We start from the raw sequence: 22,976 nt of genomic DNA on the forward strand, positions 1-22,976 counted from the left end.
CCGTAGGCCCGATAAGCTTAGCGCCATCGGGCAATTTAGAACCACCAGTTAGCCTTCCCCCGCCACGCTCATCACCCAGTTCATCATTAATCTAAAATTCCCATATCTTGTATGGTTGAATCTTTTTAAAACTACATCTAGTATTCCTCCTATCAGGACACACACAACCCGACGTCCTCTATCGCGCCGATCTTTTATTTTTAAATGGAAATACGAATCATGCGTATTATTATTTACACTCGCAATAACTGTGTTCAGTGCCATGCCACCAAACGGGCAATGGAAAGCCGTGGTTTTGACTTTGAGATGGTAAACGTCGATTTACAGCCCGATTTGGCTGATAGCCTGCGCGATCAAGGGTTTCGCCAGCTGCCGGTCGTGGTCGCGGGTGAAACCAGTTGGTCAGGTTTTCGCCCGGACATGATCAACCGTCTGCATCCGGAACCACGCGTGGCCAGCGCATGACGACGCTCGTCTACTTCTCCAGCAGCTCCGAAAATACGCACCGATTTATGCAGCGTCTGGGGTTACCTGCCATCCGCATTCCGCTTAATGAACGCGAGCGGATCCAGGTGGACGAACCTTACATTTTAATCGTGCCGTCTTACGGCGGCGGCGGTACGGCAGGCGCAGTCCCGCGTCAGGTGATCCGCTTTTTAAACGATCCTCATAACCGGGCATTAATCCGTGGCGTGATCGCCTCCGGCAACCGCAATTTCGGTGATGCATGCGGTCGCGCGGGTGATGTCATTTCACAAAAATGCGGCGTGCCGTGGCTTTATCGTTTTGAGCTAATGGGCACCCAAAGCGATATCGACAACGTTCGAAAAGGAGTGAGCGAATTTTGGCAACGACAACCGCAGAACGCGTAATCCAGCCCGCACTGGATTATCACGCCCTGAACGCCATGCTAAATCTGTACGATAAAGCCGGGCGTATTCAGTTCGATAAAGATCATCAGGCGGTGGAGGCTTTTTTTGCTACCCACGTCCGCCCTCATTCAGTGGTCTTTGCCAGTCAGCAGGAACGCCTGGAAACGCTGATTCGTGAAGGCTATTACGACGAAAGCATTTTAGCCCGCTACAATCGCGCATTCGTGCTGAAACTATTTGCCCACGCCCACGCCAGTGGATTCCGTTTTCAGACGTTCCTTGGCGCATGGAAGTTCTACACCAGCTATACGCTGAAAACGTTCGACGGTAAGCGCTATCTCGAAGATTTTGAGGATCGGGTGACGATGGTGGCGCTCACGCTGGCGCAGGGCGATGAAGTGCTTGCCATGCAGCTCACTGATGAAATGCTCTCTGGTCGTTTTCAACCAGCCACACCAACCTTTTTAAACTGCGGTAAGCAACAGCGTGGCGAACTGGTTTCCTGCTTCCTGCTACGCATTGAAGACAACATGGAGTCAATTGGTCGGGCGGTTAACTCAGCGCTGCAGCTCTCTAAACGCGGCGGCGGCGTGGCATTTTTACTCTCGAATCTGCGCGAGGCCGGAGCGCCAATTAAGCGTATTGAAAACCAGTCTTCCGGGGTGATCCCGGTCATGAAAATGCTGGAAGATGCGTTTTCTTATGCGAATCAGCTCGGCGCGCGTCAGGGCGCAGGCGCGGTGTATCTGCACGCACACCATCCGGATATTTTACGTTTTCTCGATACCAAGCGCGAAAACGCCGACGAGAAAATCCGCATCAAAACGCTCTCGCTTGGCGTGGTGATCCCGGATGTTACCTTTCGACTGGCGAAAGAAAATGCCCGGATGGCGCTGTTTTCACCGTATGACGTGGAACGCATTTACGGCAAACCGTTCGGTGATATCGCCGTGAGTGAGCGGTATGACGAACTGGTGGCCGACGAACGCGTGCGCAAAAAATACATTAACGCCCGCGAGTTCTTCCAGCGGCTGGCCGAGATCCAGTTTGAGTCTGGTTATCCTTACATCATGTTTGAAGATACGGTGAATCGCGCCAATCCGATTGCCGGTCGGATCAATATGAGCAATCTGTGCTCAGAGATTTTGCAGGTTAACAGTGCCTCCACCTACGATGAAAATCTCAATTACGAGCAGACCGGGCACGATATCTCCTGCAATCTCGGCTCGTTGAACATTGCCCATACCATGGATTCACCCGATTTTGGCCGCACCGTGGAGACGGCAGTTCGTGGCTTAACCGCCGTTTCGGACATGAGCCATATCCGCAGCGTTCCTTCCATTGAAGCCGGGAACAGCGCGTCGCACGCGATTGGCCTTGGGCAGATGAACCTGCACGGGTATCTGGCGCGGGAAGGGATTGCCTACGGTTCGCCCGAAGGGCTAGATTTCACCAATCTCTATTTCTACACCATCACCTGGCATGCGCTGAATACGTCAATGAAGATCGCCCGCGAGCGCGGTCAAACCTTTGCCGGATTCAAACAGTCACGCTACGCCAGCGGCGAGTATTTTAACCAGTATCTGCAGGGCGACTGGCAGCCAAAAACCGACAAGGTTCGCGCACTGTTTACCGCCAGCGGCATTACGCTACCGACGCGCGAGATGTGGGCGCAACTGCATGAAGATGTGATGCGCTACGGTATTTATAACCAGAATTTACAGGCGGTTCCGCCCACCGGTTCTATTTCCTACATCAACCATGCCACGTCAAGCATTCACCCGATTGTATCGAAAGTGGAGATTCGCAAAGAGGGCAAAACCGGGCGCGTTTACTACCCTGCCCCGTTTATGACCAATGAGAATCTGGCCTTGTATCAGGATGCCTACGAGATTGGCCCACAAAAGATCATTGATACCTACGCCGAAGCGACGCGGCATGTTGATCAGGGACTCTCACTGACGCTCTTTTTCCCCGATACCGCTACCACTCGAGATATCAACAAGGCACAGATCTACGCCTGGCGTAAGGGTATCAAATCGTTGTACTACATCCGGTTACGCCAGTTGGCGCTGGAAGGAACCGAAATTGAGGGTTGCGTGTCATGCGCACTGTAAGGAGAACCAAATGAAACTATCTCGCGTCAGCGCCATCAACTGGAACAAGATTGAAGATGATAAAGACCTTGAGGTATGGAATCGCCTGACCAGTAACTTCTGGCTACCGGAAAAAGTCCCGCTTTCCAATGATATCCCAGCCTGGCAAACGTTGAGCGCTGCCGAGCAGCAGCTCACTATCCGCGTATTTACCGGTCTGACGCTGCTCGACACGATTCAGAATATCGCCGGAGCCCCCGCGCTGATGGCGGATTCAATCACGCCGCATGAAGAGGCGGTACTGTCGAATATCAGCTTTATGGAAGCCGTGCACGCGCGTTCCTACAGTTCTATTTTTTCCACGCTTTGTCAGACCAAAGATGTGGATGCGGCTTACCTCTGGAGTGAAGAAAATACTCCACTCCAGCACAAGGCACAGATAATTCTGACGCATTACGCCGGCGCGGAGCCGTTGAAAAAGAAAATAGCCAGCGTATTTCTGGAATCCTTTCTGTTCTATTCCGGCTTCTGGCTACCGATGTATTTCTCCAGCCGCGGCAAGCTGACGAATACCGCTGACCTTATCCGCCTGATCATTCGTGATGAAGCGGTTCATGGTTATTACATTGGCTATAAATATCAAAAAGGTCTGGAGCACGTTTCACCCTCGACGCGTGAAGCGCTACAGAATTATGCCCTCGATCTGTTGATGGAATTATATGACAACGAAGTTCGTTATACGGAGGAATTGTATGCGGAAACCCCGTGGGTGGAAGACGTCAAAGCCTTCCTTTGCTACAACGCCAATAAGGCGTTAATGAATTTAGGTTATGAGGCCCTGTTCCCGGCAGAAATGGCGGATGTGAACCCGGCAATCCTCGCTGCACTCTCACCCAACGCTGACGAAAACCACGATTTCTTCTCGGGTTCTGGCTCATCCTATGTGATGGGAAAAGCGGTCGAAACCGAAGATGACGACTGGAATTTTTAACGTTTCCTTCCGCGGGAAATACCTTACATTTTCCGCGTTAATATTTTAACGAGATCACATTTTTATCACACAAATAGGATTGAGTGATCTACACTCAATATCAGCCGCAATATTCGCCTGTATTTCAACAATTCAGGCGCATTTTCAGTGCCATTTACAAAAAATATCCCTCACGGCTCATCCGCGCTCAGCCCTTATATCATGGGAAATTCCGCCATCTGACGTTTGGCAATATTCATGCCACAACCAAATTCAGGGTTGTCTCAGATTCTCAGTATGTTAGGGTAGAAAAAGGTCACTATTTCCATCAGGTAATATATCGATATAAACAAATAACAGGAATCATTCTATTGCATGGCAATTAAATTAGAAATTAAAAATCTCTATAAGATATTTGGAGAGCATCCGCAGAGAGCCTTCAAATATATTGAAAAAGGACTTTCAAAAGAGCAAATTCTGGATAAAACAGGGCTATCGCTTGGCGTTAAGAACGCCAGTCTGGCCATTGAAGAAGGCGAGATATTTGTCATCATGGGATTATCCGGTTCGGGTAAATCCACAATGGTACGCCTTCTCAATCGCCTGATTGAACCCACCCGCGGGCAGGTATTGATTGACGGCGTAGACATCGCCCGGATATCCGATGCTGAGCTTCGCGAGGTGCGCAGAAAAAAGATTGCGATGGTGTTCCAGTCCTTTGCCCTGATGCCGCACATGACGGTGCTGGACAATACGGCATTCGGCATGGAATTAGCCGGTGTTGGTGCGGATGAACGTCGTGAAAAAGCGTTAGATGCGCTACGTCAGGTTGGTCTGGAGAATTATGCTCACGGCTACCCGGATGAACTTTCCGGGGGGATGCGCCAGCGTGTGGGCCTCGCCCGTGCATTAGCCATTAATCCTGACATCTTATTAATGGATGAGGCCTTCTCAGCCCTCGATCCATTAATTCGTACTGAGATGCAGGATGAGCTGGTAAAACTGCAGGCGAAGCATCAACGTACCGTGGTCTTTATTTCCCACGATCTTGATGAAGCCATGCGTATTGGCGACAGAATTGCCATTATGCAAAACGGTGAAGTGGTGCAGGTCGGCACGCCGGATGAAATTCTGAATAATCCGGCCAATGATTATGTACGCACCTTCTTCCGTGGCGTTGATATTAGCCAGGTCTTCAGTGCGAAAGATATATCCCGTCGTAGCCCTGAAGGGCTAATTCGTAAAACACCAGGCGTCGGCCCTCGTTCAGCCCTGCAATTACTGCAGGACAAAGATCGTGAATATGGTTACGTGATCGAACGCGGCAATAAATTCGTCGGCGTGGTGTCGATCGACTCCTTAAAAACAGCGTTAAGTCAGGCGCAAGGTATTGAAGCGGCATTGATCGATGAGCCGTTAGCCGTAGATGCACAAACTCCTCTCAGCGAGTTACTTTCTCATGTCGGCCAGGCCCCGTGCGCGGTGCCGGTTGTTGATGAGGAACAGCAGTATGTGGGCGTCATTTCAAAACGCATGCTGTTACAGGCTTTAGATCGTGAGGGGGTAAACAATGGCTGATCAAACTAATCCGTGGGATACCACACCTGCGGCCGATAGCGCCGCGCAATCTGCTGATGCCTGGGGGACGCCCGCAGGCACGCCTGCCGACGGTGGTAGCGCAGACTGGCTGACCAGCGCCCCCGCGCCGGCACCAGAACATTTCAACATTATGGATCCATTCCATAAAACGCTGATCCCGCTGGATAGCTGGGTCACCGAAGGGATTGATTGGGTGGTCACCCATTTCCGTCCGGTCTTCCAGGGCATTCGTGTCCCAGTGGATTACATTCTCAACGGCTTTCAACAACTGCTGTTGGGTATGCCTGCGCCGGTCGCCATCATCATTTTTGCGCTTATCGCGTGGCAAATTTCTGGCGTCGGAATGGGCGTCGCCACGCTGATTTCACTGATTGCTATCGGTGCTATCGGTGCCTGGTCGCAAGCCATGATCACCCTGGCGCTGGTGTTAACCGCGCTGCTGTTCTGCGTGGTGATCGGTCTGCCAATGGGGATCTGGCTGGCGCGCAGCCCGCGTGCGGCGAAGATTGTTCGGCCACTGCTGGATGCGATGCAAACCACACCTGCGTTCGTCTATCTGGTGCCGATTGTCATGCTGTTCGGTATTGGCAACGTCCCGGGCGTGGTGGTGACGATTATCTTCGCCCTGCCGCCAATTGTGCGTCTGACTATTCTGGGGATTAACCAGGTGCCAGCCGATCTGATTGAAGCCTCGCGCTCGTTTGGTGCCAGCCCGCGTCAGATGCTGTTTAAAGTGCAGCTCCCGCTGGCGATGCCCACCATTATGGCCGGGGTGAACCAGACGCTGATGCTGGCACTCTCCATGGTCGTCATCGCGTCGATGATCGCCGTCGGTGGGCTGGGTCAGATGGTTCTGCGCGGTATCGGTCGTCTGGATATGGGGCTTGCCACCGTCGGCGGAGTTGGGATTGTGATCCTCGCCATCATTCTGGATCGCCTGACGCAGGCCGTCGGTCGCGACTCACGTAGCCGTGGCAACCGCCGCTGGTACACCACCGGTCCTGTTGGGCTTATCACTCGCCCTTTCACGAAGTAATTCACCCGCTGCCCGGTAGCGCATTGCTTACCGGGCCGACAATTCATTAACTTGCGCAAAATCGTTCAAGTTGCATCGCGGCGGCAAACGAATGTATCCCCAGGAGCGTACAAGTAGTACGTGACTGGGGTGCATGAATGCAGCCAACAAAGAGGCGGCTTGAAGGATGAAGTGCAATAAGGAACAACGATGCGACAGAAAATCATTATTGCCACAGCGTTTGCCACCCTTGTCTCCACCAGCACTTTCGCTGCCGACCTGCCGGGCAAAGGCATCACTGTACAGCCAATCCAGAGCACCATCTCTGAAGAATCCTTCCAGACGCAGTTAGTCGCCCGTGCGCTGGAGAAACTGGGTTACACCGTTAACAAAACCAGCGAAGTTGACTACAACGTCGGCTATACCTCTATTGCCTCTGGCGATGCGACGTTTACCGCCGTGAACTGGCAGCCGCTGCATGATGATATGTACGCCGCAGCGGGTGGAGACAAAAAGTTTTATCGCGAGGGGATATTTGTTACGGGTGCCGCACAGGGTTATCTGATCGATAAAAAAACCGCTGAGCAGTACAAAATCACCAATATTGCCCAGCTAAAAGATCCGAAGATCGCCAAAATCTTTGATACTAACGGCGATGGTAAAGCTGACATGATGGGCTGCTCACCGGGCTGGGGCTGCGAAGCGGTTATTAACCACCAGAACAAAGCCTTCGATCTGGAAAAAACAGTCGAGGTCAGCCACGGTAACTATGCGGCGATGATGGCCGATACCATTACCCGCTTTAAAGAAGGTAAACCCATTCTTTACTACACCTGGACACCATACTGGGTGAGCGACGTGATGAAACCGGGCAAAGATGTGGTCTGGCTGCAGGTGCCGTTCTCTTCCCTGCCTGGCGAACAGAAAGATATTGATACCAAGCTGCCAAACGGCGCCAACTACGGCTTCCCGGTGAACACGATGCATATCGTCGCCAATAAAGCCTGGGCGGAGAAAAACCCGGCTGCAGCGAAACTGTTTGCCATCATGAAGCTGCCGCTGGCGGATATCAACGCACAGAACGCAATGATGCATGATGGGAAAGCCTCAGAAGCTGACGTTCAGGGCCACGTTGACGGCTGGATCAAAGCCCACCAGCAGCAGTTCGACGGCTGGGTGAAAGAAGCGCTGGCTGCGCAGAAATAACCCACCCGTAGGCCTGATAAGTATAGCGCTATCAGGCCCGGTAACCACACCAATGCCGGATGGTGGCGCGATGCGCCTTATCCGGCCTACACGCCCCTCCCTCACCGCACAATCCATCACCCAACAAATCAGCAACATTTAATCACTTCCGTTATGATTGTTTTCTGCACCCCATTATTCAGTTGAAAACAATGACCAAACCCACTCACGGGCTTAGCCCGGCACTGATTGTTTTAATGTCTGTGGCGACCGGCCTCGCCGTTGCCAGTAACTATTACGCCCAACCGCTGCTCGACACCATCGCGAGAAACTTTTCGCTGTCGGCCAGTACTGCGGGCTTTATCGTCACTGCAGCCCAGCTTGGCTACGCTGCAGGGCTCCTGTTTCTGGTACCGCTTGGCGATATGTTTGAACGCCGGATGCTGATTGTCTCGATGACGTTGCTCGCCGCAGGCGGCATGCTGATTACTGCCAGCAGTCAGTCGCTGGGGATGCTGATCCTCGGTACTGCGCTAACCGGGTTGTTCTCAGTTGTGGCACAGATCCTGGTTCCGCTGGCGGCGACGCTCGCCACGCCAGACAAGCGCGGTAAGGTTGTCGGCACGATTATGAGCGGCCTGTTGCTGGGGATTTTGCTGGCGCGAACGGTTGCAGGATTGCTGGCGAATCTCGGCGGCTGGCGCACCGTGTTTTGGGTGGCCTCAGTATTGATGGCGTTGATGGCGATTGCCCTGTGGCGTGGTTTGCCAAAGATGAAATCAGAGACCCATCTTAACTACCCGCAGCTATTGGGCTCCGTGTTTAGCCTGTTTATCCACGATAAATTACTCCGCACCCGCGCGATGCTGGGCTGCCTGACCTTTGCCAACTTCAGTATCCTCTGGACATCGATGGCATTTTTACTCGCCGCACCGCCGTTTAACTATTCAGAGGGGATGATTGGTCTGTTCGGTCTGGCCGGGGCCGCCGGTGCGTTAGGCGCTCGTCCGGCGGGCGGTTTTGCCGATAAGGGTAAATCACACCTCACGACTACCGCAGGCCTGCTGCTACTGTTGCTCTCCTGGCTGGCTATCTGGTTCGGACATACTTCAGTGCCGATGCTGATTATCGGTATCCTGGTACTGGATCTGACCGTTCAGGGGGTACATATCACCAACCAGACCGTTATCTATCGCATTCACCCGGACGCACGTAATCGCCTGACTGCCGGGTACATGACCAGCTATTTCATTGGTGGTGCTGCAGGTTCGCTGATTTCAGCTTCAGCCTGGCAGCATGCCAGCTGGGCTGGCGTTTGTCTGGCAGGTGTGACTGTTGCCGTACTCAACCTGCTGGTCTGGTGGCGAGGTTTTCACCGCCAGGAAGCCGTAAATTAGGCGTATAACGTCTGTTTATCTTTGATTGGGCTCCTCAGGGTGTTAAGGAGCCCATCAGTCTGCTAAGGTTATAACGCATTGAGCCAGGTTATTTTAATTTCGGTAATGAAGCCTATAATCCTATGGAAAGCCCTGTTCCCCAGTCTGAATCCCGTTCTGCAACGTTAACTGAAGGATTCAAAGACAGCCTACCGATAGTTATCAGTTATATTCCGGTCGCATTTGCATTTGGTATGAATGCGACTCGCCTGGGCTTTACTCCCGTTGAAAGCATTTTTTTCTCCTGCATCATTTACGCCGGCGCCAGCCAGTTTGTCATCACAACCATGCTCGCCGCAGGCAGCTCATTGTGGGTCGCGGCTCTGACCGTCATGGCGATGGATGTTCGCCACGTTTTGTACGGCCCTTCTCTGCGTAGCCGTATCGCCCGACAGCTGAGCAAACCTAAAAGCGCGCTATGGGCCTTTGGCCTCACCGACGAAGTCTTTGCCGCGGCAACGGCGAAGCTGGTGCGGGATAACCGGCGCTGGAGTGAAAACTGGATGATTGGCATCGCGCTATGCTCCTGGGCTTCCTGGGTGCTTGGCACGGTGATCGGCGCATTTTCCGGCACTGGCTTACTGAAGGGGTTCCCGGCGGTAGAAGCGGCGCTGGGGTTTATGCTCCCGGCACTGTTTATGAGTTTTCTGCTGGCCTCTTTCCAGCGTAAGCAAACGCTATGCGTCACGGCGGCATTAGCCGGTGCGCTGGCTGGCGTGACGCTGTTCTCTATCCCGGCGGCCATCCTGGCGGGCATAGCCTGTGGATGCCTGACCGCGCTCATTCAGTCGTTCTGGCAGGGAGGTCCTGATGAGTTATGAGGTTCTGCTGCTCGGCCTGCTGGTCGGCTGCGTCAATTACTGTTTTCGCTATTTACCACTGCGTCTGCGAATGGGGAATGTGCGCCCGACAAAACGCGGAGCCACTGGAATATTACTCGACACCATCGGTATTGCATCAATTTGCGCCCTGCTGGTGGTGTCTACTGCGCCAGAAGTGATGCACGACGCCCGTCGTTTTGTGCCTACGCTGGTGGGGTTTGTGGTACTGGGTGCAAGCTTCTATAAGACCCGCAGCATCATCATTCCGACCTTACTGAGTGCCCTGGGCTATGGATTAGCCTGGAAAATGTTGTTTGTCTTATAGATTAAAATAATCATTTTAAATAAATAATACATTTACTTTATTTGTCACTGTCGTTACTATATCGGCTGAAATTAATGAGGTTATACCCAAATGGATAGTTCGTTTACGCCCATTGAACAAATGCTAAAATTTCGCGCCAGCCGCTACGAAGAGTTCCCTTATCAGGAAGTGCTTCTGACTCGTCTTTGCATGCATATGCAGGGCAAGCTGCTGGAAAACCGCAATAAGATGCTGAAAGCTCAAGGGATTAACGAGACGTTGTTTATGGCGTTGATTACGCTGGAGTCTCAGGAAAACCACAGTATTCAGCCTTCTGAACTGAGTTGCGCACTTGGCTCGTCACGGACTAACGCCACCCGTATCGCGGATGAGTTAGAAAAGCGTGGCTGGATCGAGCGCCGCGAAAGCGATAACGATCGCCGCTGTCTGCATCTGCAATTGACCGAAAAAGGCCATGCTTTTTTGCAGGAGGTATTACCGCCTCAGCATAACTGCCTTCATCAGCTTTGGTCATCTCTCAGCACCACCGAAAAAGATCAACTTGAGCATATCACCCGTAAACTTCTGACCCGTCTTGATCAGATGGAGCAGGATGGCGCGGTGTTAGAAGCGCTGCGCTAACGCGCTGACTCGCTCAGAAATCCAGATTTATAAATGAAAAACCGACAGGCCAGCACGCATACTGCTGGCCTGTCTGATAAACAGGTCGGCTCAGCCGATGTGAAAAAAATAAGATCGTGGAGAACAACATGAGCGCAAATGCGGAGACTCAAACCCCGCAGCAACCGGTCAAGAAGAATGGCAAACGTAAAAGTATGCTACTCCTGCTGACCTTGCTCTTTATTATCATTGCCGTGGCATATGGGATTTATTGGTTTTTAGTACTGCGTCATATCGAAGAGACAGACGATGCGTACGTGGCAGGGAACCAGGTTCAAATTATGGCGCAGGTATCAGGCAGCGTGACGAAAGTCTGGGCTGATAACACTGACTTTGTAAAACAGGGCGATGTGCTGGTCACTCTCGACCAGACAGATGCCAAACAGGCATTTGAAAAAGCCAAAACTGCGCTGGCCTCCAGCGTGCGCCAGACGCACCAGTTGATGATCAACAGCAAGCAACTGCAGGCCAGCATTGAAGTGCAGAGAACTGCACTGGCCCAGGCACAAAGCGACTTTAATCGCCGTGTCCCGCTGGGTAATGCCAACCTGATTGGCCGCGAAGAACTGCAACATGCCCGCGATGCCGTCGCCAGCGCTCAGGCTCAGCTTGATGTCGCAATCCAACAATATAATGCGAACCAGGCAATGATTCTGGGTAGCAAGCTGGAAGATCAACCTGCTGTACAACAGGCTGCCACCGAAGTGCGTAATGCCTGGCTGGCACTGGAACGTACCAAAATTGTTAGCCCGATGACCGGCTATGTTTCCCGTCGTGCCGTGCAGCCTGGCGCGCAAATTAGCCCGACTACGCCACTGATGGCGGTTGTTCCGGCCACTAACCTGTGGGTGGATGCCAACTTCAAAGAAACACAGCTGGCGCACATGCGTATTGGCCAACCGGCGACCGTTATCAGTGATATTTACGGCGATGACGTGAAATACACCGGGAAAGTCGTCGGCCTGGATATGGGTACGGGCAGCGCGTTCTCCCTGCTGCCGGCGCAAAACGCGACCGGTAACTGGATCAAAGTCGTCCAGCGTTTGCCGGTACGTATCGAACTGGATGCGCAGCAGCTGGCACAACATCCACTGCGTATTGGTTTGTCAACACTGGTTACGGTAGATACCGCTAATCGTGACGGGCAGATCCTGGCAAGCCAGGTCCGCACCACTCCAGTATCAGAAAGTAATGCACGTGAAATCAACCTTGATCCGGTCAATAAGATGATCGAAGAGATCGTGCAGGCCAACGCGGGCTAATTTAAAGGTGCGTGTGATGCAACAGCAAAAACCGCTTGAAGGCGCGCAGCTCGTCATTATGACGATTGCGCTGTCCCTGGCGACATTCATGCAGGTGCTGGACTCCACCATTGCTAACGTGGCGATCCCCACTATCGCCGGGAACCTCGGCTCTTCGCTGAGCCAGGGAACCTGGGTGATCACCTCATTCGGGGTGGCGAACGCTATCTCAATTCCGATCACCGGCTGGCTGGCCAAACGCGTTGGCGAAGTCAGACTATTCATGTGGTCAACTATCGCCTTCGTCATTGCGTCGTGGGCATGCGGGATGTCCACCAGCCTGAACATGCTGATTTTCTTCCGCGTCATTCAGGGTATTGTCGCTGGTCCATTGATTCCGCTGTCACAAAGCCTGTTATTGAATAACTATCCTCCCGCCAAGCGTTCCATTGCCCTCGCGCTATGGTCGATGACAGTGATTGTTGCCCCGATATGTGGCCCCATTCTTGGGGGCTACATCAGCGACAACTATCACTGGGGCTGGATATTTTTCATCAACGTGCCAATCGGTGCTGTGGTGGTATTGATGACCCTGCAAACTCTGCGAGGTCGGGAAACCAAAACCGAGCAGCGGCGTATCGACGCCATTGGTCTGGCTTTGCTGGTCATTGGTATCGGCAGTTTGCAGATTATGCTCGACCGCGGTAAAGAATTGGACTGGTTCGCCTCACAGGAAATTATTATCCTGACGGTTGTCGCCGTGGTGGCAATCAGCTTCCTCATCGTCTGGGAGCTTACCGATGAGCACCCCATTGTCGATCTCTCGCTGTTTAAGTCGCGCAACTTTACCATCGGCTGTCTGTGTATCAGTCTGGCCTATATGCTCTACTTCGGCGCAATCGTCCTGTTACCGCAGTTATTGCAGGAGGTGTACGGATATACGGCAACCTGGGCAGGTCTGGCGTCTGCGCCGGTTGGGGTGATTCCGGTGATCCTGTCGCCGATTATCGGCCGTTTCGCACACAAGCTGGATATGCGTCGGCTGGTCACGTTCAGCTTCATCATGTATGCCGTCTGTTTCTACTGGCGTGCGTGGACATTCGAACCCGGTATGGATTTTGGCGCATCGGCCTGGCCGCAGTTTATTCAGGGGTTCGCGGTAGCCTGCTTCTTTATGCCACTGACCACCATCACGCTATCGGGGTTACCGCCTGAACGAATGGCGGCAGCATCGAGCCTGTCTAACTTTACGCGAACGCTGGCGGGTTCTATTGGCACATCGATCACCACAACGATGTGGACTAGCCGTGAGTCGCTGCACCATGCGCAACTGACGGAGTCAGTAAACCCTTATAATCCTAATGCGCAGGCCATGTATAACCAGCTGCAGGGATTAGGGATGACCAAAGAACAGGCATCCGGCTGGCTGGCGCAGCAAATCACCAACCAGGGGCTGATTATTTCTGCTAACGAAATCTTCTGGATGTCTGCAGGGATTTTCCTCGTGCTACTCGGCCTGGTATGGTTTGCCAAACCGCCATTCGGTGCAGGCAGCGGCGGCGGCGGCGCGCACTAATAGCGATTTGTCGGTACTGAGAATCAAAACCCAATATAGATATTGAATCTATATTGGGTTCAATTCATTGACTCATTCAATATAAATTAATGCTAAACCAGAGCAGTTTTTGATATTTTTCGTTGTCTCTTAGTAAGAGAATCGCCTTAGTGATAAACCAATCAATAAGGCGATGTCAATGGACAACATTAATGCTTTAGCACAAAAACATATAGATATACTGGTAAGCGCTGCAATGAGCCCAGACGATAAAACATTGCACAAAGAAGCAACTAAACTACATGGCGTAGTCGAGTGTCTGAAGTACATTTTTACTTTTGGAATTAAGGACTCAGGGGAGAAGCGTCTTAAGTCAGTCATCAATAGTCTCGCGAGCTCTTTGGCTTCAGAGGGTATGTCCCCGCGAAAAACACTGAACAGTATTATTGATAACCCCGACATTTCTATTAGATTCACTATTGATAAGTCAGAAAAATCGCTACAAGGTGAATATGAATTATGTATAAGTAAGGACACGGATGGAGCATACTCACTGAATATTAGTGAAGAAAACGTATCTGAACCATTAGAGTTACAATTAAGTGAAGCGCAGTTCATATCAGGGGCCAGATATCTTAGCACCATATATTTTCTGGATACAAACAACCTATCAGAAGCCCAGCAAAAATATATTGATACTGGATGCCTCGATCTATCAGGGGAAGATTTAAGCGAACTTGATATGAGCGATTTGGATTTGAGTAATGCTGACCTTTCCGAGGCAAATCTAAGTAGAACAAGTATAGCAACTGAACAACTACTTGATACTAGTTTAATACGTGACAATTTTAGCGAAGATAATCAGCCTGAAGCAGCAGCAAGGTTGAATGAGATAATGTTGTTGGAAAAAAATATCTTCAGTAAAAATAATAAATTATTCGAATCCATTAAGAATATGGCTAAACCAGAGTGTCAACAATTGTTTAGTAAAACATTGATTGAAGAAAAAGATTCAGACATGATGGTTTCATATTCAATCGCAGGAAACATTATTGCTAATGAATCAATATTGCATTATACCATGCAGAAATTTTCAGAAGCAGGAATGGGTAACTTAAAGCAGGTTATCGACAAATTTTCAAAACTCTTTTTTGAACAACCTGCTGTATATAAAGATATCATTCCTGCCGAATCAAGCCTTAGGAAAATAACAACTCTAGATAAATGGAATGAAGCCGTACAATCCGGTTACTTTGATGCAGATAAAATGGCACTACTTTCGAGAGGACTCAGTACGACCACAGAGTACAAGGATTTCATCAAGGATCTAAAAGATGATCTGGAATCCTTTAACATCACTAGCCAAGAGAGTTATTGTAAAATACTGGACAAAGGTGAGATTATGATGGGGAAATATGACTATTGTACCAATGTCAGTGTAATAACCCCAGAAATCTTAGAAGACGTAGAAATCTTTGGACAATATACTTCTTTTTATAGAGAGTTTGGTAAATTAATTGATGTTATTTTTAATAAAACATAAAGGTAAAACTCAATAGCGCTTGCAACTACATTCTGACGATATCATTTAAAGGTGCGATGGCCACGCGTATTGATAAAAAAAAGCCAGTTCATCTGAACTGGCTTTTTTTATACCGGCTGGAGCCTATTATTTGTAGACCAGATGAGAAGCGTGAGCTTCACCATCCAGCATGACAACTAAATATGCAGTTCCTGCAGCTTGTCTTTTGGCAGCGCCAGCTCCTCATTGCTGTTAACGCGGACATCACGTTCCAGAATATGACGTGCAATGTCCTGCGCTTCGCTGAGGGAGTGCATCTGATACGTACCGCACTGGTAGACGTTCAGTTCCGGGATCTGACTCTGATCCTGCACTTTCAACACATCTGCCATTGCCGCTTTCCAGGCATCAGCTACGCGTTGTTCGTCCGGCGTTCCAATCAGGCTCATGTAGAAGCCGGTACGGCAACCCATTGGCGAAATATCGATAATCTCGACACCGTTGCCATTCAGGTGGTTACGCATAAAACCAGCAAACAGGTGTTCCAGCGTATGAATACCTTTCTCAGGCATCACTTCTTTGTTCGGAATGCAAAAACGCAGATCAAACACGGTGATTGCGTCGCCATGCGGGGTATTCATCGTTTTTGCAACCCGGACCGCGGGAGCTTCCATCCGGGTGTGATCGACAGTAAAACTATCTAACAACGGCATTTAGCCACCTCCGATAAATTTTTTTAAAATATTCTGAACTCTTTGTTCCGGGGCGAGTCTGAGTATATGAAAGACGCGCATTTGTTATCATCATCCCTGTTTTCAGAGATGAAATTTTGGCCACTCCCGAGTGGCCTTTTTCTTTTGTATCAGGCGTGCTTTTCCAGCCACACACCAAACGGCTCAGTATCTGCCGCTTCAATCTCCTGCTGACGGCGCTTAGAAGCCACACTTTCAGCAATAAATTCGTCTTCCTGCAGCAGTTCCAACGGCTCTTCGCGCAACAGGTTACGGTACGCTTCACCCAACGCTTTACCCGTGCCACCGATACCAGTATCAATCATAGACCGCAGGATCCGCGCTGAGAATGTCAGCTCAGGATTATCAAAGCAGGCAACCAGTTCGTCACATACTTTTTGATATTCCTCTCCTCCGTGAATGCCGTCCAGCGTTTGTGCCACACGTTTCAGATCACGGAACAGATCTTTACCCACTTTAGGCAACGGAAACTGAGCCGTTTCACAACCAATACCTAACGTCAGGCCTGGCTTGCGCCCTTCCAGAATAACGCGATTCCAGTTAGTACGCGTACACAGCAGCTCGTCGCTACTCATTTCCGGGGCATCAGCCAGAACGCACCAAACCATGAACAAATCGAGGAAGCGCACCTGTTGTTCATCTACGCCGATTGGCGAGAAGGGGTTGATGTCGAGCGAACGCACTTCGATATACTCAATGCCGCCGCGTAGAAGCGCATCAGACGGCGTTTCACCGCTGCGAGTCACGCGTTTCGGACGAATTGGCGCATACAGTTCATTTTCGATCTGCAAAACGTTGCTGTTGATTTGCAGGCGCTTACCGTCTTTCTCCAGACCGATCGCCGCGTACTCCTCTGAAGGCGTTTTAATCGCGCGCTTCAATCCTGCCACATACTCATGCAAATCGTTAAACGTAATTCCGAGATTGCTTTGCGACTTATTGGTATAACCCAGGTCACTCAGACGCAGCGACGTGGCATAAGGCAGGTAATACATACCACAATCGGTTTTTTCAAACGGCAGCGTTGTCGGTTTTCCTTGCAGGAAGGAGGAACAAATGGCCGGAGAGGCGCCAAACAGATACGGGATCACCCAACCAAAACGGTAGTAGTTGCGAATCAGACGGAAATACCCTGCTGACACTTTTTCTTTAGCGTCTTCATCGCCATCTGTTACGCCACATTTCGCCTGCCAGAAAGCCATCGGCAGCGAGAAGTTGTAGTGTACGCCGGAGATAGTCTGCATCAACGCGCCGTAACGGTTTTTGAGGCCTTCACGGTAAAGGGTTTTCAGACGACCGATATTCGACGTACCGTACTGCGCCAGCTCGATATCCTGACCTTCGGCAATATAGCAAGGCATGCTCAACGGCCACATACGCTCATCGCCAAGATTCCTGGCAGTATAGCGATGCAGATCGCGCATGAACGTGAGCATTTTGTGAATGTCATCGCCCGGTGGAGTAATAAACTCCAGCAGTGTTTCGGCAAAGTCAGTGGTTATCCATTTATGCGTTAGCGCTGAGCCTAACACTTCAGGATGGCCTGTCGTTGCCAATGAACCATCAGCATTAACACGCAGCGTTTCGCGCTCGAGCCCGCGTTGAATCCCCTCTAACGCATGAGGATGTTTTTCCAGCCAGGCCAGCGCCTGTGATACGTCCGGGATCAAATTGACCTCCCGCCTGTCAAAATCGTTTTAATTAGCATAATGGTATTGGTCAACCTGCAGGTTATTCCACAACACAATTAGTGCCACCACATAATGCCTTGCGTCGTAACCGCCGCGACCACAACATAGCGCAGCGCTTTGCCAAGACATAAAAAAAAGAGAACTGGGCCCCACGAGATGCGCATCCATCCCGCTAACAAGCACAGTAAATCACCCACAACCGGCATCCAGCTTAATAATAGTGTGACAGCGCCATAGCGCCTCAGCCAGCCAGTGGCTTTTTCTTGCCAGCGCGATGTTTTACGCAACGGAAAGAAACGCCCAAGGATAACGTTAGTTAACCCTCCAAGGCTATTACCCATTGTTGCTGTTAAAACTAAGACCCAGGGATGACTCGCTCCAGAAACCAGTAAGGCAACTAAAACAACTTCAGAATTTCCAGGTAATAGCGTGGCGCTGAGAAAGCTGCTGGTAAACAGCGAGAGGAGCGACAGTCCATCACTCACAATAACCGGACATCCACGGCGTCCATTCCTGCGGCACGCGCCGCCTGAAGTCCAAAATCGGCATCTTCAAACACGACGCAACGCGCCGGTTCAACGCCCATACGTTCAGCACAGAGCAAAAACGTATCAGGAGCCGGTTTGTGGCGTTGTACGTGATCGGCCGCCACCACGGCATCAAAATAACGACGCAGCCCAAGGTGAGTAAGCAGCGCTTCTGCAATCGCGCTTTCACTCCCCGTTCCTACCGCCATAGGCCGACGACCATGCCAGGCTTTCACGACGTCAACCAACGGCAGAGGCCGGACGCTATCCAGCAACATGCTTCTCACCTTGTCGGTTTTTTCACGCGCTAAGGCATGGGGGTCGAGATCGGCATGATTCAATTCAATTACCGACTGGGCAATACGCCACGTTGGGGAGCCGTTGAGGGCGACCATGGCTTGTTCATCAAAACGCAGCCCATAATGTCCCAATACCTCATGCCACGCCTTACGGTGCGTTGGCTCGGTATCCAGGATGGTGCCATCCATATCAAAAATCAAACCCGCATAACGTTCGTACATCGTCTTCTCACAAGCCGAATGACCAGACGTTATTTTATCGTAATTGATTGATTTTGTCGCTGACAGCGAATGAAGGGGTGTTCAGAGAGTATGTGGAAATGATTCAGAGGGGGGAGATGGTGCATCCGGGAGGATTCGAACCTCCGACCGCTCGGTTCGTAGCCGAGTACTCTATCCAGCTGAGCTACGGATGCATCGGGAATTGCTGATTACTACTGATACTGCAAAGAAGATGGTGCATCCGGGAGGATTCGAACCTCCGACCGCTCGGTTCGTAGCCGAGTACTCTATCCAGCTGAGCTACGGATGCATCGGGAATTGCTGTTTACTACTGATACTGCGAAGAAGATGGTGCATCCGGGAGGATTCGAACCTCCGACCGCTCGGTTCGTAGCCGAGTACTCTATCCAGCTGAGCTACGGATGCATCAGGAAAACTTACTTACTGCAGATTTGATATCGCTGCTAAAGTGATATCGATTTCCGTAACAACGCTAATGCGTTATTGCAGAGAAGATGGTGCATCCGGGAGGATTCGAACCTCCGACCGCTCGGTTCGTAGCCGAGTACTCTATCCAGCTGAGCTACGGATGCAAATGGCGGTGAGGCGGGGATTCGAACCCCGGATGCAGCTTTTGACCGCATACTCCCTTAGCAGGGGAGCGCCTTCAGCCTCTCGGCCACCTCACCAACACGCCTCTTGCGAGTGCTTCGAAGAACTTGTTTCTGCTCATCGTCGCTGCGTGGCGCACATATTACTTTCTGGGACTTATAAGTCAAACAATTTTTCCAGAGCTTTTATCGTTTGCACATTTCACGCGCAATTAGTCTGCAAAAACGGCAAAAAGAGTGTTTTATCAACAGATAAATTGGCAATTTCCTGAAGCAGTGAACAAACGGAAACTTCGTAGGGAAAGGCATTACGCCCAGTGGAATCGAAAAAATGGGGAGGACGAAGAAGAACAGAGAAGAAAAAGGGTAACTCAATCAGGTTGCGCCTCACCAGACAGGTGAGACGCGAAAACCTTAGTAACTGGACTGCTGGGATTTTTCAGCCTGGATACGCTGGTAGATCTCTTCCCGATGGACAGAAACTTCTTTCGGGGCGTTGACGCCAATGCGCACCTGGTTGCCCTTCACCCCTAAAACTGTCACGGTGACCTCATCGCCTATCATGAGGGTCTCACCAACTCGACGAGTCAGAATCAGCATTCTTTGCTCCTTGAAAGATTAAAAGAGTCGGGTCTCTCTGTATCCCGGCATTATCCATCATATAACGCCAAAAAGTAAGCGATGACAAACACCTAAGTGTAAGCAGTCACGGCATCACATTCTGTTAAACCTAAGTTTAGCCGATATACACAACTTCAACCTGACTTTATCGTTGTCGATAGCGTTGACGCAAACGCTGCGGATTGAAGTCCGCAGCGTCGGCTTACGCTTATAATTTTTACAGTTTTGCGCTAACCCAGCCTTTCACACTGGCTAACGCTGCCGGCAGAGCCGCAGCATCCGTACCACCGGCTTGCGCCATGTCCGGACGACCACCACCCTTGCCGCCTACCTGCTGAGCGACCATCCCAATCAGTTCCCCTGCTTTCACGCGGTCTGTCACATCCTTAGACACGCCCGCAATCAGAGAAACCTTACCTTCAGCAACTGTTGCCAGTACGACAACAGTAGAACCCAGCTGATTTTTCAGATCATCAACCATGGTACGCAGCATTTTCGGTTCAACGTCCGCAAGCTCGCTGACCAACAGCTTCACGCCATTGATATCAACGGCTTTGCTGGAAAGGTTCGCACTTTCCTGCGCTGCGGCCTGTTCCTTCAATTGCTGCAATTCTTTTTCGAGCTGACGCGTACGTTCCAGTACGGAACGAACTTTGTCACCGATATTCTGGCTATCGCCTTTCAGCAACTGCGCAATATCGCTTAAGCGATCGCTTTCAGCATGCACGGTATTAAGAGCACCTTCACCGGTCACGGCTTCGATACGACGAACGCCCGCAGCAGTACCAGACTCGGAGATAATACGGAACAGACCGATATCGCCCGTACGGCTGGCGTGAGTACCACCACACAGTTCGGTAGAGAAATCACCCATACTCAGTACACGCACGCGGTCATCGTATTTCTCACCAAACAGCGCCATTGCACCTTTGGCTTTCGCCGCCTCAAGATCCATGATGTTCGTTTCAATCGGCAGGTTGCGACGAATTTGCGCATTCACCAGATCTTCAACGGCACGGATTTCAGCAGGCTTCATCGCTTCGGTATGAGAGAAGTCGAAGCGCAGAATTTTATCGTTAACCAGCGAACCTTTCTGTGCCACGTGCGTGCCCAGAACCTGGCGCAGCGCCGCGTGCATCAGATGCGTTGCGGAGTGGTTCAGGCGAATACGTGCACGACGCGCTTCATCCACATCAGCCTGCACTGCATCGCCAACTTTCAGAGAACCCGCAGACAGTTTGCCGATGTGGCCAATCGCCTGACCATATTTCTGCGTGTCGCTAACGGCAAACGCGAAGCCCGCACCTTTCAGTTCGCCTTTATCGCCAACCTGACCACCAGATTCCGCATAGAACGGTGTCTGGTCAAGAACGACAACGGCATCCTGACCTGCGTTAATGGCGTCTACCGCTTTACCATCAACAAACAGCGCGGTGACTTTGCCGTTCAGTTCCAGGTGCTCGTAGCCTTTAAATTCAGAAGCACCATCAACGCGAATCATCGCATTGTAGTCTGCGCCAAAGCCGCTGGCTTCACGTGCGCGACGGCGCTGTTCTTCCATTGCGGCTTCAAAGCCCGCTTCATCAACCTTAATGTTACGCTCGCGGCAAACGTCTGCCGTCAGGTCAACCGGGAAACCGTAGGTGTCATACAGACGGAATGCGGTTTCGCCGTCCAGCGTATCGCCGGACAGTTTTGCCAGTTCTTCATCCAGCAGCGCCAGGCCACGCTCCAGCGTACGCGCAAACTGCTCTTCTTCGGTTTTCAGAACCTGCTCAACCATAGACTGTTGACGCTTCAGCTCTTCGCCCGCGGAACCCATTACATCTACCAGCGGACCAACCAGCTTGTAGAAGAAGGTGTCCTTCGCGCCCAGCATGTTGCCATGACGAACTGCGCGACGAATGATACGGCGCAGCACATAGCCACGGTTTTCATTAGACGGAACAACGCCATCGGCAATCAGGAACGCACAGGAACGGATATGGTCGGCGATAACGCGCAGTGATTTATTGCTCAGATCGGTCGCGCCGGTGACTTTCGCCACGGACTCAATCAGTGAACGGAACAGGTCAATTTCATAGTTGGAGTTAACGTGTTGCAGCACGGCCGCAATACGCTCCAGACCCATACCGGTATCCACGGACGGTTTCGGCAGCGGTTCCATGGTGCCGTCAGCCTGACGGTTGAACTGCATGAAGACGATGTTCCAGATCTCAATGTAGCGATCGCCATCTTCTTCCGCGCTTCCCGGAGGGCCACCCCAAATGTGGTCGCCGTGGTCGTAGAAAATTTCGGTGCACGGACCGCAAGGACCGGTATCACCCATCTGCCAGAAGTTGTCGGAAGCATAAGCCGCGCCTTTGTTATCACCGATACGGATGATACGTTCGCGCGGAATACCGACTTCTTTTTCCCAGATTTCATAGGCTTCATCGTCAGTTTCATAGACGGTGACCCACAGACGCTCTTTTGGCAGGGCAAACCAGTTTTCACCGGTCAACAGTTCCCATGCGTATTGAATGGCGTCGTGTTTGAAGTAATCGCCGAAGCTGAAGTTGCCCAGCATTTCGAAAAAGGTATGGTGACGTGCAGTGTAACCGACGTTTTCCAGGTCGTTGTGCTTACCGCCCGCACGTACGCAACGCTGCGAGGTGGTTGCGCGGGAATAATTACGCTTGTCGAGGCCAAGGAAAACATCCTTGAACTGGTTCATCCCGGCGTTGGTAAACAACAAAGTAGGGTCATTGTTCGGTACCAGGGAGCTGCTGGCAACTACCTGATGTCCTTTACTATGGAAAAAATCGAGAAACGCCTGACGGATCTCAGCGGTGCTCTTGCTCATAATTATCCTGAAGAAATCAAGCTAACGAAATGTCATTACCAGCATCGGCACGTAAACTGCGCCTCTGGCAATCGAAAAGTGGGAATAAGATAAGTTTTCTTTACTGGGAAG

At 51.2% G+C, this 22,976-nt stretch carries 20 protein-coding genes and 5 tRNA genes; 14 read left to right on the top strand and 11 right to left on the bottom strand.

Features of this window, described 5'->3' with window-relative positions:
- The first annotated feature begins 219 nt into the window (after positions 1–219).
- The 14 genes from nrdH (at position 220) to AL515_RS23875 (ending at position 15,318) form a co-directional block, all read left to right on the top strand.
- A complete protein-coding gene (gene nrdH / locus AL515_RS18910; RefSeq protein WP_061068435.1) occupies positions 220–465 on the top strand; it encodes a glutaredoxin-like protein NrdH in 246 nt (81 codons plus the stop codon).
- Positions 462–872 carry a class Ib ribonucleoside-diphosphate reductase assembly flavoprotein NrdI gene (gene nrdI, locus AL515_RS18915; RefSeq protein ID WP_061068436.1) on the top strand — a complete coding sequence of 137 codons (411 nt, stop codon included), beginning with the start codon at positions 462–464 and terminating at the stop codon, positions 870–872. Before nrdH ends, nrdI begins: the two co-directional genes overlap by 4 nt.
- Entirely contained in the window at positions 845–2,989 is a 2,145-nt protein-coding gene (gene nrdE / locus AL515_RS18920) for a class 1b ribonucleoside-diphosphate reductase subunit alpha (protein ID WP_061068437.1), read from the top strand. The genes nrdI and nrdE overlap by 28 nt, the downstream gene beginning before the upstream one ends.
- 10 nt (positions 2,990–2,999) lie before the next feature.
- Entirely contained in the window at positions 3,000–3,959 is a 960-nt protein-coding gene (gene nrdF / locus AL515_RS18925; RefSeq protein ID WP_061068438.1) for a class 1b ribonucleoside-diphosphate reductase subunit beta, read from the top strand.
- 354 nt (positions 3,960–4,313) lie between these two features.
- The gene (gene proV, locus AL515_RS18935) at positions 4,314–5,516 is read left to right on the top strand and encodes a glycine betaine/L-proline ABC transporter ATP-binding protein ProV (protein WP_061068439.1); all 1,203 of its coding nucleotides are present in this window, start codon (positions 4,314–4,316) and stop codon (positions 5,514–5,516) included.
- Positions 5,509–6,573, top strand: coding sequence for a glycine betaine/L-proline ABC transporter permease ProW (proW, locus tag AL515_RS18940; protein ID WP_048213004.1), 1,065 nt, complete (start codon positions 5,509–5,511; stop codon positions 6,571–6,573). Before proV ends, proW begins: the two co-directional genes overlap by 8 nt.
- Positions 6,574–6,762: 189 nt before the next feature.
- The gene (gene proX / locus AL515_RS18945; RefSeq protein ID WP_061068440.1) at positions 6,763–7,758 is read left to right on the top strand and encodes a glycine betaine/L-proline ABC transporter substrate-binding protein ProX; all 996 of its coding nucleotides are present in this window, start codon (positions 6,763–6,765) and stop codon (positions 7,756–7,758) included.
- 191 nt (positions 7,759–7,949) lie between these two features.
- Positions 7,950–9,134 carry an MFS transporter gene (locus tag AL515_RS18950; protein ID WP_061068441.1) on the top strand — a complete coding sequence of 395 codons (1,185 nt, stop codon included), beginning with the start codon at positions 7,950–7,952 and terminating at the stop codon, positions 9,132–9,134.
- 122 nt (positions 9,135–9,256) lie between these two features.
- Positions 9,257–9,994: an AzlC family ABC transporter permease gene (locus tag AL515_RS18955; protein WP_061068442.1), complete on the top strand. Its 738-nt coding sequence runs from the start codon at positions 9,257–9,259 to the stop codon at positions 9,992–9,994.
- Positions 9,984–10,319, top strand: coding sequence for an L-valine transporter subunit YgaH (gene ygaH / locus AL515_RS18960; RefSeq protein WP_005122930.1), 336 nt, complete (start codon positions 9,984–9,986; stop codon positions 10,317–10,319). The genes AL515_RS18955 and ygaH overlap by 11 nt, the downstream gene beginning before the upstream one ends.
- Before the next feature lie 90 nt (positions 10,320–10,409).
- A complete protein-coding gene (mprA, locus tag AL515_RS18965; RefSeq protein WP_005122929.1) occupies positions 10,410–10,940 on the top strand; it encodes a transcriptional repressor MprA in 531 nt (176 codons plus the stop codon).
- A 128-nt stretch (positions 10,941–11,068) separates the two neighbouring features.
- On the top strand, positions 11,069–12,241 hold the full coding sequence (gene emrA / locus AL515_RS18970; protein WP_048213008.1) for a multidrug efflux MFS transporter periplasmic adaptor subunit EmrA: 1,173 nt from the start codon (positions 11,069–11,071) through the stop codon (positions 12,239–12,241).
- Between the two features lie 16 nt (positions 12,242–12,257).
- Positions 12,258–13,796, top strand: coding sequence for a multidrug efflux MFS transporter permease subunit EmrB (emrB, locus tag AL515_RS18975; protein WP_061068443.1), 1,539 nt, complete (start codon positions 12,258–12,260; stop codon positions 13,794–13,796).
- Between the two features lie 178 nt (positions 13,797–13,974).
- On the top strand, positions 13,975–15,318 hold the full coding sequence (locus tag AL515_RS23875; RefSeq protein WP_061068444.1) for a pentapeptide repeat-containing protein: 1,344 nt from the start codon (positions 13,975–13,977) through the stop codon (positions 15,316–15,318).
- Between the two features lie 176 nt (positions 15,319–15,494).
- Here AL515_RS23875 and luxS read toward each other — a convergent pair whose 3' ends face one another.
- The 11 genes from luxS to alaS all read right to left on the bottom strand — a co-directional run bounded on the left by luxS (position 15,495) and on the right by alaS (position 22,865).
- Complete coding sequence (gene luxS / locus AL515_RS18985) at positions 15,495–16,010, bottom strand: S-ribosylhomocysteine lyase (RefSeq protein WP_061068445.1); 516 nt, start codon at positions 16,008–16,010, stop codon at positions 15,495–15,497.
- Between the two features lie 149 nt (positions 16,011–16,159).
- Positions 16,160–17,719 (bottom strand): glutamate--cysteine ligase, encoded by a 1,560-nt coding sequence (gene gshA, locus AL515_RS18995; RefSeq protein WP_048213011.1) that lies wholly within the window; start codon positions 17,717–17,719, stop codon positions 16,160–16,162.
- Between the two features lie 77 nt (positions 17,720–17,796).
- Positions 17,797–18,225 carry a YqaA family protein gene (locus AL515_RS19000; protein WP_061068446.1) on the bottom strand — a complete coding sequence of 143 codons (429 nt, stop codon included), beginning with the start codon at positions 18,223–18,225 and terminating at the stop codon, positions 17,797–17,799.
- Positions 18,222–18,788: a fructose-1-phosphate/6-phosphogluconate phosphatase gene (gene yqaB, locus AL515_RS19005; RefSeq protein ID WP_061068447.1), complete on the bottom strand. Its 567-nt coding sequence runs from the start codon at positions 18,786–18,788 to the stop codon at positions 18,222–18,224. Before yqaB ends, AL515_RS19000 begins: the two co-directional genes overlap by 4 nt.
- A 117-nt stretch (positions 18,789–18,905) precedes the next feature.
- Positions 18,906–18,982: transfer RNA gene (locus AL515_RS19010), tRNA-Arg, on the bottom strand.
- Between the two features lie 39 nt (positions 18,983–19,021).
- Positions 19,022–19,098: transfer RNA gene (locus AL515_RS19015), tRNA-Arg, on the bottom strand.
- A 39-nt stretch (positions 19,099–19,137) separates the two neighbouring features.
- A tRNA-Arg gene (locus tag AL515_RS19020) sits at positions 19,138–19,214 on the bottom strand.
- A 90-nt stretch (positions 19,215–19,304) separates the two neighbouring features.
- Positions 19,305–19,381 (bottom strand) — tRNA-Arg (locus AL515_RS19025).
- 3 nt (positions 19,382–19,384) lie between these two features.
- A tRNA-Ser gene (locus AL515_RS19030) sits at positions 19,385–19,477 on the bottom strand.
- Positions 19,478–19,813: 336 nt separating this feature from the next.
- Positions 19,814–19,999 carry a carbon storage regulator CsrA gene (csrA, locus tag AL515_RS19035; protein ID WP_000906486.1) on the bottom strand — a complete coding sequence of 62 codons (186 nt, stop codon included), beginning with the start codon at positions 19,997–19,999 and terminating at the stop codon, positions 19,814–19,816.
- Between the two features lie 238 nt (positions 20,000–20,237).
- Positions 20,238–22,865 carry an alanine--tRNA ligase gene (alaS, locus tag AL515_RS19040; RefSeq protein ID WP_061068448.1) on the bottom strand — a complete coding sequence of 876 codons (2,628 nt, stop codon included), beginning with the start codon at positions 22,863–22,865 and terminating at the stop codon, positions 20,238–20,240.
- Positions 22,866–22,976 lie beyond the last annotated feature (111 nt).

Origin of the sequence: Citrobacter sp. FDAARGOS_156, assembly GCF_001559235.2 — a bacterium.
Taxonomy (GTDB): Bacteria; Pseudomonadota; Gammaproteobacteria; order Enterobacterales; family Enterobacteriaceae; genus Citrobacter; species Citrobacter youngae.